General features: G+C 63.1%; 11 protein-coding genes, 1 tRNA gene and 1 pseudogene. 7 read left to right on the forward strand and 6 right to left on the reverse strand.

Features of this window, described 5'->3' with window-relative positions; translation table 11 throughout:
• A partial coding sequence (locus FKV24_RS12690) for an NRDE family protein (protein ID WP_141482629.1) occupies positions 1-220 on the reverse strand: 220 nt, incomplete at its 3' end.
• Between the two features lie 24 nt (positions 221-244).
• Positions 245-1351: an aminopeptidase gene (locus tag FKV24_RS12695; RefSeq protein ID WP_141482630.1), complete on the reverse strand. Its 1107-nt coding sequence runs from the start codon at positions 1349-1351 to the stop codon at positions 245-247.
• A gap of 376 nt (positions 1352-1727) precedes the next feature.
• Here FKV24_RS12695 and FKV24_RS12700 point away from each other — a divergent pair.
• Both FKV24_RS12700 and FKV24_RS20250 read left to right on the forward strand, forming a co-directional pair.
• Positions 1728-1814 (forward strand) — tRNA-Leu (locus FKV24_RS12700).
• Between the two features lie 180 nt (positions 1815-1994).
• Positions 1995-2329: pseudogene (locus FKV24_RS20250) on the forward strand (phage portal protein); the annotation flags it as partial.
• 182 nt (positions 2330-2511) lie between these two features.
• Here FKV24_RS20250 and FKV24_RS12710 read toward each other — a convergent pair.
• Both FKV24_RS12710 and FKV24_RS12715 read right to left on the reverse strand, forming a co-directional pair.
• On the reverse strand, positions 2512-4191 hold the full coding sequence (locus FKV24_RS12710) for an ATP-binding protein (RefSeq protein ID WP_141482632.1): 1680 nt from the start codon (positions 4189-4191) through the stop codon (positions 2512-2514).
• A gap of 18 nt (positions 4192-4209) precedes the next feature.
• Positions 4210-5424 carry a DUF4297 family anti-phage-associated protein gene (locus FKV24_RS12715; protein WP_141482633.1) on the reverse strand — a complete coding sequence of 405 codons (1215 nt, stop codon included), beginning with the start codon at positions 5422-5424 and terminating at the stop codon, positions 4210-4212.
• A gap of 1355 nt (positions 5425-6779) precedes the next feature.
• Between FKV24_RS12715 and FKV24_RS12720 the strand changes: the two genes are divergently transcribed.
• The 4 genes from FKV24_RS12720 to FKV24_RS12735 all read left to right on the forward strand — a co-directional run bounded on the left by FKV24_RS12720 (position 6780) and on the right by FKV24_RS12735 (position 9209).
• Positions 6780-7250: a group II truncated hemoglobin gene (locus FKV24_RS12720; protein WP_141482634.1), complete on the forward strand. Its 471-nt coding sequence runs from the start codon at positions 6780-6782 to the stop codon at positions 7248-7250.
• Between the two features lie 136 nt (positions 7251-7386).
• A complete protein-coding gene (locus tag FKV24_RS12725; RefSeq protein WP_190238631.1) occupies positions 7387-7746 on the forward strand; it encodes a DUF1304 domain-containing protein in 360 nt (119 codons plus the stop codon).
• A gap of 70 nt (positions 7747-7816) precedes the next feature.
• Entirely contained in the window at positions 7817-8485 is a 669-nt protein-coding gene (locus FKV24_RS12730; RefSeq protein WP_141482635.1) for a phytanoyl-CoA dioxygenase family protein, read from the forward strand.
• Between the two features lie 178 nt (positions 8486-8663).
• Positions 8664-9209, forward strand: coding sequence for a TFIIB-type zinc ribbon-containing protein (locus FKV24_RS12735; protein WP_170288300.1), 546 nt, complete (start codon positions 8664-8666; stop codon positions 9207-9209).
• 31 nt (positions 9210-9240) lie between these two features.
• Here FKV24_RS12735 and FKV24_RS12740 read toward each other — a convergent pair whose 3' ends face one another.
• A complete protein-coding gene (locus tag FKV24_RS12740; protein ID WP_141482637.1) occupies positions 9241-9708 on the reverse strand; it encodes a DUF2214 family protein in 468 nt (155 codons plus the stop codon).
• Positions 9709-9992: 284 nt separating this feature from the next.
• Between FKV24_RS12740 and FKV24_RS12745 the strand changes: the two genes are divergently transcribed.
• Positions 9993-10484, forward strand: coding sequence for a DUF1269 domain-containing protein (locus FKV24_RS12745; protein ID WP_111266206.1), 492 nt, complete (start codon positions 9993-9995; stop codon positions 10482-10484).
• A gap of 54 nt (positions 10485-10538) precedes the next feature.
• Here the strand turns inward: FKV24_RS12745 and FKV24_RS12750 are convergent, their stop codons facing one another.
• Positions 10539-11141, reverse strand: coding sequence for a cysteine dioxygenase family protein (locus tag FKV24_RS12750; RefSeq protein ID WP_249041010.1), 603 nt, complete (start codon positions 11139-11141; stop codon positions 10539-10541).
• Between the last annotated feature and the right edge of the window lie 258 nt (positions 11142-11399).

The following is an 11399-nucleotide window of genomic DNA, read 5'->3' on the forward strand; positions in this document are numbered from 1 at the left end:
AGGTGCCGGTGCGGACATTGGTGACGGCCGCCAGCCGGCGTCGCGACGACGCCAGCAACCAGCTGCCGCCCTGCAACAGGTCGCGGCCACCGTAGAGCTCGTGCCGCTCCGGGTCCGGGCCGGCGGCGGCGGTCGGGCGCTGGTGGAATTCGTCGCGGTTGGCGATCAACGCCAGCCGGTATCTCGGGTGGGCCTGCCAGGCCACGGCGATCAGGCACATGCGGCGATGTTAGGGGATAAACCGTCAGTCCGCCGACCCCGGAGGCAGCAGCGCTTCCAGGCTTGCCGTGCGGGTCGCCCGTGGCTGCGCCGCGATCGCGCGCACCGAGGCCTCGAAGCGCTGCCAGTCGCCGCCGGACTGCTGGAACAGGGCCGAGAAGGCGGGCACCCAGCGGTCGTACAGCCCCAGCGGCACCAGCTTGGCATTGTTGATCGGCTCGGCGACCCAGCGGTCGAAGCGGGCGTCGTCCGGCCAGCGCTCGCGGCGCGCCTGCGCATGCCAGGCGCGGAATCCGGCGATGGCGGTGTCGCGTTCGGCGCGCATCGCCTCGTGGGTGAGCGGACGCCGGTAGATCGCCGCCAGCGTGTCGCGCAGGGCCAGGGCGTGGCTCACGAAGGCCCGCTCGTGCGCTTCCAGGGCCGGGTCGGGCGGCGACTTCCCGCGCGCCGCGCGCCATTCGCGCAGACCCTGCCGCTGCACGAAGCTGGCCAGGGATTCGTTGAAGGCGGTGTCGTCGCGCAGGTACAGCCACTGGTGCGCCAGTTCGTGGAACATCACCCCGACCGGGTCGTCCTGGCCGGGCGCGAGCATGCTGCTCAGCACCGGATCGTCGAACCAGTCCAGGGTCGAGTACGCGGCGACGCCGCCGACATGGGTTTGGTAGCCACGGCCGCGCAGGCGCGCCGCCTCGCGGCGGGCGCGGTCGGCGTCGAAGTAGCCGCGATAGGCGACGCAGCCGGCGATCGGGAAGCAATGGGTCAGCGGTTCGACCGAGAATTCCGGCGCCGCGAACACGTTCCAGGTCACATAGGGGCCGGGCAGGGCGACGTAGCCGGTATAGCTGCCGTTGCGCGGCAGCCCGAGCCGTTCGGAGGCGAACGCGCGCGCATCGCGGAGCTCGCCCAGGCGCTCGCGCAGGGCCGGGTCGGTGGCCGGGTCGGCGATCACCTCGGTGATCGGTTCGCGCTGGGCCATCAACGCCAGTTGCCCGTGGCCGACGTGGGCGTAGTAGCCGAGGGTGCGGCAGCCGCCGAGCAGCAGCATCGCCAGTGCGGCCAGCACCGCCAGCGCGAGCCGACGCGCGGCGCGACGCATGCGGCCGTGGCGCGCCCTGGCTGGGGCCGTCGCCATCGGCGATGGACCGACGAGCGGTCCCCGTTCATTCACGACTTCGTAACGACGCGCTTCAGTCACCGGCATAGCATCGATTCACCGGACAGGACGGCGATTCAGGCGAAGCCTGACATACGCACAAGCCTGCGCAACCTGCCCGGCCAAGAAGGCCCGGCCGACCAAGCGACGGAGACTTGGGAGACCGGGTCTTCTCATTGTCCGCTCCTCTCGCGCACGGCGACCCTCGCCAGCGCTCGCGACGGGGGCCAGGCCACCGCCGACCCCGGCCGCATGGCCGCCGCCGTCGTGCCGGGCGCCCGCGGGGCGTGTCCGCCGGCACGGAGTGGCGACCACGTTTCCGAGCCCGCTGCACTGGGCTATACTGCGCGGCCGCGCCGGAGTGGCGGAATTGGTAGACGCAGCGGATTCAAAATCCGCCGGCCTAAAAACCTTGTGGGTTCGAGTCCCACCTCCGGTACCAGCGTTGCGCAAGACTCTGAGGGGGCTTGCAGCCTCCGCCACGCGGGCCTCGACGTTCAAGCCGCACCGGCTGCTGTCCCAGGCCGGGTTTGCCCGCTGATCGCTCGACTACTTCATCCCGGAAACGGCTGCCTCGAGCGCACCGACAGCATCGGCGGCCGGCGGCTGCGTCTGCACGTCCCGGAGCGAGGAGGGCATCGACGCCATTCGGAAGGTGGTGCGGGACTCGAAGGGGCGGGGCAACTTCCGCAGCCTGTTTCTGTACAGCCCCAATGGAAAGAAAGACGGCGTGCAGGTGATCCCGATCAGCGAGGTCGTGGCGAAAGACGAGTTCCTTGGGATCAAGGACGCGACCCGCGACGACATCCTCGCCGCGCGATCGAGCCGGCAGCTAAAGTGTTCGTCAAGAACGAGCTGGAGCCGCTGCAGAACCGATGTCGGGAACTGAGCGACTGGATCGGCGAAGAGGTGGTTCGGTTCGAGCCCTACGCCATAGACGCGAACAGGCAGGACTGACACAGCTCAGCTACGTCGATGTAGCTCATGAAGCTCTGATACCCATGTTTCATGACTGGTGCCTAACGCCCAGCATCAGCGGTGGCCCGCAGCACCGTCCGTTGTATGCCGTTGTTGGGTATCAACATCCCACGGCGCTAGGACGTGATCGAGCGACTGAGCATCGACCGTGCCCCCGGACTCTATCTATACCATTCTGCCTTGATTGCCGCGATGTCCATGTCCTTCCACTCATCCTTCCAAAGCTCCCAGTACGGAATATCATTCGACGAAGGTGCGGGATCGCATTGAACGATCTGAATAATTGAAGGCAGAACGACCGACTCGCCGACAAGCAGGGCCTCGCCCTGGCGGAAGGAGGTCATCTTGTCGATGAGCGACCCGAGGGAATCCGGTAGCAGTTTCCTGACGTAGGCCTGGTCGACCGGATTCGTTAGGCGCATCGCGATAAAATTGTTGCACTGCGAGAAGATCGTCTCCGATATTTCGGACGGGCGTTGGCTTGCGAGGAGCAAGGTCACGCCGTACTTACGGCCTTCCTTCGCAATGCGCTCGATGGACGTCTTCGAAGAGCGGTACTTCGAGAGCTCGCTGTTCGGGACGTACTTATGTGCCTCTTCGTAGACGAGGAGGATAGGCGCGTCGTTGTTGATTTTCTCGTTTGGATCATTCGCGCATCGCAAACGCTTGTAGATGTACCCGTACTCGAAAATCAGGCGGGAAATCAGCGAGACCGTGATGCTGAGGACTTCGAACGGTACGCCGCTCAGGTCGATGACCGTGATATTGGACTTGTTCTCTGTCGAGTAGCCGAGGAGCGTCTGAAGAGTGTCCTCGAAAGTCACCTCCCTGGACTTTGTGCCAAGAAAGAAATCAAGCCGACGGTCGTTGACCTTGCTCTCTAGCCGATTGACAAAGTTGGTAAGCTTGCCGAACAAGCTACCTTGTGTCATTTTCGGCTGGCCCTTCTTTGCACCGCTTGCGTACGTCTCACCGGTATCAATCATCTCCTCATTTCTGCTTTTTGCAGTTTTAAGGACAGCTTGAATATCGAAAGCTAGCGGAGAGTCCAAGTGAATTTTGTGTTTATCGATTTCCAACCCTTGAAACTTGGCCTTGCGATCTTGGATTATGGCCTCCTTAAATACGTTGCGCTGATTGTGGTCGTTGGCCTCCGTATCCAAGAAGAACTCTTCGAGTTCCTCGCCGTTAAGCATCCAGTAGGGCAGTGTCAGATTTGAGACATCAATAAAGTTTGCGTTTGGAAAAGCTGATCGATACTCCGAGTGAATATCGAAGACAATCACGTGCGAGTTGTTGAGTGTGAAGTCGCCTGCTTTCTCTGCGGCCGCTCTCTGAATAATTGTTGCTAGCGTGTGGGACTTTCCAGAACCAGTGGCCCCCACTATGGCGATGTGCTTGTTGAAGAATTTGTTGCCATTAACCGGAACTTGGACGGCGGAATTTGACGAAAGTCTGGAGAAACAGAAGCTCTCTTCGACATTCACCGAGTCTGAGTAGATGCGCTTGATGTCTTCAATCGTTGCCGGTTTGACATCTTTCGGCGGTATCGCCAGCGAGTCACCGCCGCGCTCAAATTTCCCATCCCGCAGAACACCAAGCGGAAAGGCCTCAATGATATGATTTCGTGTGCCATTGTCCCGGACCACAATCTCGAAGTTCTCAATGATGGCGACGAGAATGGCGTTCTCGTTGTCGGCGATCCGGACATACGAGCCAACGCGAAGGGATTCCTCTGCGAGCTTGAAGTCTTCCAGCCTGTCGACGACGATGCGCACCTTGTCTGGGAAAACTGCGACGACTTGGGCGTTGAGGTCGTTTGCTGTATTTTCGTCTGCCATTTGTGACTCCGAACTTGGTTAAATAATTTCCCTGATGTCTGTGAGCTTTTTGATCTGAATCTTGGTGTGTTTGACGGCCGTGTTTGCGGGGTCGAAGTAGCTTGACCCCAAGTGGAACTGGTAGACTTCTCGGGTTCTCGTGACAGCGCCCACAGTCGCCGCAAGATCGGCGATTGAATTCAGCACTTTCAGCTTTATTCCATTTTGGTATGTCGCGGGTTTAGCAATCGATTTTACGTTGAAGTCGGCGCCATGGAAGTCGTAGCCGTCGATGAAGCCGAATTCCTCGGTGGCCAGCTCCTTCTTCAAGCCTACCAATTCGTCGGCGGGGAGCCCATGAACATAGACGTAGGGGCAGAACGACGAGTTTCCGTCGCGCTTGGTCGTCTTTGACCACTTTCTAGACAGCATGTGCAGCACGTCTTTGAGATCACTCCGGACGAGTGTTCCGGAGTCAACTTCGACGAGGAAAAAACGCTCGAACGGGGATAAGTTGAGGTCGGTAAAGTACTCCTTTCGCAGTGCCGCAAAGTGGGCCTTCTCACCCTTCTTCCGCACGAACCATTCGTTGAACAGCACGCTTGATGTGTCTGATCTCTCTAAAAACGCCCTTTTGGTGATGGTGCGGTTGGCCGGCAACGGCTGGATCGACAATTCTCGCATCAGCGCAAGAGCGTTGTTGTAGTAGAAGTACTCTGCGGTGAACGGCGTGCAGCTGTGCGCGGTCTGCAACTCTCGGATGACCTGCGCGAATTGGTCCTCAAAGCCCGCCGCGTTGATATCAACGTCAAGAACCGAGAGGAAATCGGCAAGGTCGGCATCGCTAAGGCCAAGTTCGTCGTGATGGCGGCGCTCGACCTTCCTTTCGCTATACGTCAGAAAGTGCTGTTTCAGAAATGCAACGTCTATCGGCAATGTCAGCTTGTGCTGGCCTGCGCTGTAATGGCCGTAGAGCGAGTATCTGACGGCCGGCTTTCCTTCATCTCTGATCGTTTTGAAGTGACTCAGCATGTGCCTGATGGCCGGCTTGATAACCGAGTGGTTGTACTCCGTGCCCGAGTAGTACTTACACTGGACAGCCATAACCTCAGTTGCATTGCGAATGTCGATGTCTTCGATGCACTCGACGGCAATCGAGCTGCTGGGGTCGGGCAACCGGAGAACTCTCAGTATCGAGTAGTCGAACTGGTAGAAGTACCCACGTATCGTGTCAACGGCATTGCGGCCCGTCATGCGCTCGTCTCCAACAGGTCGCAAAGAAGTCGCAGAGACTCGACGAAACCCTCCTGTAACCTACTCATACCCGAGACCCTGCTGAGTCGGCGTCGGCTTGAATGAGTTGTTGGGCCTCATCAGGGAGGCCGCTGACGAATATTCGCATTGTGGCGCCAAGTTGTAACCCGTCAAACCAGCCAATGAATCCGCTAATCTCATGGCCTTGCATGGATTGGTCTATGGTCATTCGGCGCCATGTCGCAGGTAGGCCTGCGCGATTCTGAAAATGCCAACGACCGTTGTGTGAAATTGCATTACGCAAGTGCCTAGCGAAGTGATACCACTCCTGGCATTTTAGCTTGGTAGGGGCTGCAGCCTTACATGCTTCGTAGCTATCAGACAGCATGGCGTAGAAAGTGCTTTGTACTACTGCCAAAGCTGCGCCCTCCGGAAGTGAGGAGTTGAACCCGATGCGGTAAGACGTGCCGGCGCCGTGTGATATCTGAGCGTCTCGGGGCCGAACCAGCAGATCGTTGTTTGTTACGGATATTTCGTAGCCAGCAACCTGAGATGCTGCGGGTTCTTTGGTCAACAAGGCATATGCGCCGAGGCTGAACCAGAAAGAATCCCGAGAGCTTTTGAGTCTTGAAAGTGACGTGTGCTTTGAACTCACGGTATGAGGCATGACACCAAACAGGCCTAAGAAAACGGGGTGATATTTGGATCGTGCAGGTCTGTGTAAGGCCGGTCAAGTTTGGCGCCGACGCCACAAGGTCAGAAGCGTCGTAGATGTGGAGCGCGCGCAGTCGTCCCCCCACCTCGCCTGCCCACCATTTGTGTCCCTTTCGACTCGGATGCCAGGCGCCCAACCAGGGACGCCACGCTGGGCGCGGGCGGGGTATCTGAAGGATGGCCGCGGCGACGTATATAGACGCGCGCAGGGCGGCTATGAGGCCCTGTCGGGCGGCTGGCTGCGGCTCGCGCCAATAGTCTCAATCGTGGGATGGTTTCTCACACGGGAATGCGATTGTTCTGGTGGTAAGCCCCTCCGGCCTCCCCAGCTGGATTGACCATCTCAAGAGCGCAGCCAAGCTCGCCAGCCTTCCCGGGCCTGGCATATCCGTGCCAAAGGCGGGAATGCCTCACGTGCCCATGCCAGTCGAGGGAGGCTCGCGGACCTTGCCGCGCCCCCGGCCTGTGCGGCATAGCGCCATCTGCCACAATGCCGCCTCGACTGGGGCGGGACGTCGCGTGGATCGGGCCGGGGGAGCCTGGGATCGACGGCGGCGCCACCTGTTGGTCCATTGCGGCCGGCAGCGAGCGGCGGCCCGGTTTCGAATCCGGAGCAGATCACCAATCAGGAGTGGAGATGCATGAGCGTTCCCAGTCTCTATGAGTGGGCCGGTGGCATGACGGCGTTGACCGCGCTTACGACCCGCTTCTATCAGCGCGTCCCGTCCGAACCGTTGCTGGCGCCGATATTCGAGCACATGGGGAGCGACCATCCCGAACACGTGGCCGTATTCATCGCCGAGGTGCTCGGCGGTCCCAGGGAATACTCGAGCCGCCACGGTGGACATGCCGAGATGGTGCGCCATCATCTCAACCGGCATCTCAGCAACGAGCAGCGCAAAGCCTGGGTCGCGCTGTTCCTTGACACCGCCGACGAGCTCGGGCTTCCTGACGACCCGGAATTCCGATCCGCGCTGGTCGGCTATCTGGAATGGGGCAGCCGGTTGGCGGTGATCAACTCGCAGCCGGATGCCGAGGTGGACGAGGGGACGCCGATGCCGGCCTGGGGCTGGGGCGAGGTCAAGGGGCCGTACGATCCCGGCGCGAACTGATCGCGGTAGGCCTCATGCCCGATGTCCTTTGTCGGGTGTGAGGCATCCATGCATTCCGCCCGACCCAGGGGCATGATCCGGGTGTCGCGAGCGGGTTCTTTGGATGGTGTTTGTAGTAACAGGGAGGTAGGTATCGATGTTCGTGCTGTCTGCAATCGTGGTGTCCGTGGTGGCACTGCTGCACGTGTACTTCATGATTCTGGAGATGTTTCTCTGGGATAAGCCCATAGGGCTGAAGGTGTTTGGCCAGAGCAGGGAAAAGGCCGAAGCCACCAAGGTGCTGGCCGCGAATCAGGGCCTGTACAACGGCTTCATCGCCGCGGGCCTGCTGTGGGGCCTGTTGCAGGGGGCCGAGGGCACGGCGTTCAAAGTGTTCTTCCTGTCGTGCGTGGTGGTCGCAGGTATCTTTGGCGGGCTGACCGCCAGCCGGAAGATCCTGATGGTGCAGGCGCTTCCGGGGCTCATCGGCCTGCTGCTGGTGATATTCGCCGGTTGATCCCGGTGCAGGCGCACAAGCCGTCGCGCCGTCGCAACCGGGGGCGCGCGGGACATCGGGGCTCGCCGTGATGTCGCATCGACAGTTCTCCGAGCATGGTTTCGCCGTGATCGAGGACGTGCTCGATGGCGCCGAATGCGATCGTCTGTCGACACGTCTGCAGTCTCTCGGCAGGCCGGGTACACGTGATCTGCTGCAGCACGACTGGTGCGGCGCGCTGGCGTCGCGGATTCGATCCAGCCCCGCGCTGGCCGGGCTGGTTCCGGCCACGCATGTCGCCGTCCAGTGCAGTTGCTTCGAGAAGTCCACCGCCACCAACTGGCTGGTCGCGACCCATCAGGATCTGGCCGTGCCGGTGGGCGCGCGGATCGAGCACCCGGACCTCTCGGGCTGGTCGCGGAAGCAGGGCGCGCTCTACGTCCAGCCGCCGTTGGAGGTGCTGCGGGACCTGGTCGCAATCCGGCTTCACGTCGATGCCTGCGCCGAGGCCGACGGACCGCTTCGCGTGGTGCCGGGGTCGCACGCCCATGGACGGATCGCGGCCGGGGAGATCGCAGCTCTGCGTGCGGCGCGGCCGGAGGTCGTATGCGCGGCACCTAGGGGTTCGGTCCTGGCGATGCGTCCGTTGTTGCTGCACGCCTCGTCCAGGGCCTCGGGCACCAGCATGCGGAGAGTGCTGCATTTCCTGTTTGGTCCGCCTTCGCTTCCCCATGGACTGCAGTGGCGGCAGGCGGTGTGAGGGCGGAGCTGTCGGTGCGGTGGGCGCGGCTTGTTCGACAAGCCAGGACGTATCCTGGCCGTGACCGATGCCGCTGCGATCAGAGCCTCGCCGTGGCAGATCTTCTCTTCCGCCGATTGCGGTAAAGCCCGACAATCGGCGGCAAGCCGTCATTGAAACGAATCTGAAGGGAGAAGGGATGCGCTGTTCGTCGTGTCGAGAGGGGGAGCTGAAGGCAAGCCGGTTCGAACATGGTCTGCCGTGCTATCAGTGTTCGAACTGCGGCGGCACGCTGTTGTCGCTGTCTCCGTATGTGGACTGGATGGCGGCCCAGGACCGGACCGCGTCGGAGTCGCAGCCGGAGCCCTTCGAGCATGACGGCTCGGATACCCGGCATGCGATGTGCTGCCCCAAGTGCGGCCGGTTGATGGTCAAGTACAAGGTCCAGGCCGACGGCCGGCACGGGTTGGATTACTGCTTCGGTTGCGAGGAGGTCTGGCTCGACCGTGGCGAGTGGACATACTTGAAGTCCGAGGGCCTGCACCTGCGCGTCACCGAGGTCACCACGGAAGCCTGGCAACGCAGGCTGCGTGAGCAGGCCTCGGCCCGGCAGCGCGAGGAGCGGTTCCGCAGCGCGATAGGTGCGGACACCTTCGAGGAAGTGCAGCGGCTGCATGCCTGGCTGCAGCAGCAGCCGGCGCGCGGCGAGATCCTGCGCTATCTGGCCCAGGAAAATACCGATTGACGAAGTCGCCCGGCCGGCGCCGGGCATGCGATCAGAACCCGCCGTAGCGGGCCATTGCCGCGGCCAGGACGAAGATCAATGCGATCGCGACCAGCTCCAGGCGCACGATCAGGCGTGCGCGGGCGACATCGGCCACTGCCGGCACGAAGGCGGGGTCGCTACGCAGGGCGCGGCGCCAGCGCATGAAGTTCAGCGTCGGCAGCGCCGAGAGCAGGCCGGTCAGCACGTAGAGGCCGATCTTGGCGTGGAACCAGGGGTTGTGCAGATAGAAGTCGTAGCCCTTGATCCCGTAGATCAGGCGCAGCACGCCGACACCCAGCAGCAGCACCGCGCAGGCGCCGTAGCCGCCGTCCAGGCGCGCGAGCCGGCCGGCGGTGCGGCTGTCGATGGCGCCATCGTCGGCATGGCCGCGCAGCAGCACGGATTCGGTGACCAGCATGGCGATCAGCCCGAACACCAGCAGGTGGTGGATGGCGGCGAGCAGCAGGTCGACGAGCATGGTGGCGTCCGAGGCGAAGGCCGGCTCACGCTAGCGGCGCGATGCGACCGGCGCAAGTCCGATTGCGCTGGAACCGACGGGGCCATCGCTGCGGCCCGGTAGCGGGCATGGGTTTGTGAAGCCCGCCGTCACGCGGTCTTCTCCTGCCGTGAAGCCCGATCGTGCTTGAGTGAACATGGGGCGGGGGCCGTGCCGGTCGTCCGTCGGCCGCTCGATCTCGGTCGGGTTTGTCGGCCGTACAGGGCATCGCCGCCTGCCGTGTCGTCCCCGACCGGGAGGCCGATATGAAACAGCACCATGTATTCAGCACGCGGGACATGCGCCACGCCAACGAGGTCGTCGCGCTGACCCGCGAAAGCGGAGTGCCGGACCGCGACATCTCGCTGGTCGCACGCGCGGACATCGAGCTGGGCGAGGTGCCCAACGAGCGCAAGGAGGCCGACACCGACTTCATGCCCGCCGCGCTGCGCGGGGCCGGTTACGGTGCCCTGGCCGGGATCGTGATCGGTCTGATCGGGCTGATGCTCGTGCCGCTGGGTGGGCTCGGGATCGCGTTGATGGCGGCGGTAGGCGCGGTGGTCGGCGCCTGGGCCTCGGCGCTGATGGGCTCGGCCCTGCCGGATCCGATCCGGCGCAAGTTCCAGGACCAGATCGAGGCCGGCCGGGTGCTGGTGGTGGTCGATGCCGATGAAGACACCCAGAAGATGCTCGAGCAGCGCCTGGGCGAACGCGGGGCGATCCACCTGGACCATCATTCGGCGGCGGCGATGCGCTGAGCCGCCAGTGCCGCGCGAAGCCGCGCCGGCGCGGCGCCGGATGGCGGAGCGCCCTCAATGGGTCTCGTCGGTCTCCAGCGGCTTGTCGAGACGGGCGAACCACTCGCCATCCTGCGGTACGAACATCGAGCAGGACTCCATCGGTGCCTTGTAGATGTGCAAGGACACCGCGACCGCGTCGGCGCTGGTGTTGCGGATGGTGTGGTACTCGTGCGGCGGGATCAGGCTGCCGGCGCTGCCGGGACCGGCCTGCATGCCGCCGGCGGCGCGGAAACGAAACCGCTCGCCGTCCTGCTCCAGCAACTCGTACTGGGTGATCTCCAGCTCGCCGTCCCATACCCCTTCCACGCACCACAGGCCGCAGTGGTCATGCACCGGCGTGCCCTGGCCGGGGCCCCAGGTCATCGCGACCACGCTGTAACCGTGGACCGGGCTGCGGTAGATCTCGCGGCGGGCATAGTGGTCGTCGATCGGCTCGTAGACGCAGCCCGGCAAGGCGACGTCGCGGTCGCGGATCATCCGGCACAGCGTGCCGCGCAGCGCGGACGTGATCGCGTGGTCGTCGCCGGTGGCGACCGCCGCGTCCAGGGCCTGGAGCAGCTTGTCGTGGCCGGGAAAGGGCAGGTCGGGCAGGTCGGGCAGGGTCTGGGCGCTCATGGCCACCATTGTAGGACGGGGCGACGAAGGCCGCACACCGCAATGCGGCAATCCCCGGGCTGCGCCCGGGCAGGAGTGGCGAAAACCGGGATCGGGCCTTGCCATGAAAGCTTCATCGCGGCTCACGCCGCTCCTACGGGATGAAGGCGCGTGGCCGCGTGGTCCAGCCCCCTGAGTCAGGGGGCGATTCGCATCGCAGATGCGAATGGGGGTGTGGAAGCGCAACGGCGGGGCCCAAGGTTTGCGCAGCAAACTTTG

The organism is Marilutibacter maris, assembly GCF_006546735.2.
Taxonomy (GTDB): domain Bacteria; phylum Pseudomonadota; class Gammaproteobacteria; order Xanthomonadales; family Xanthomonadaceae; genus Marilutibacter; species Marilutibacter maris.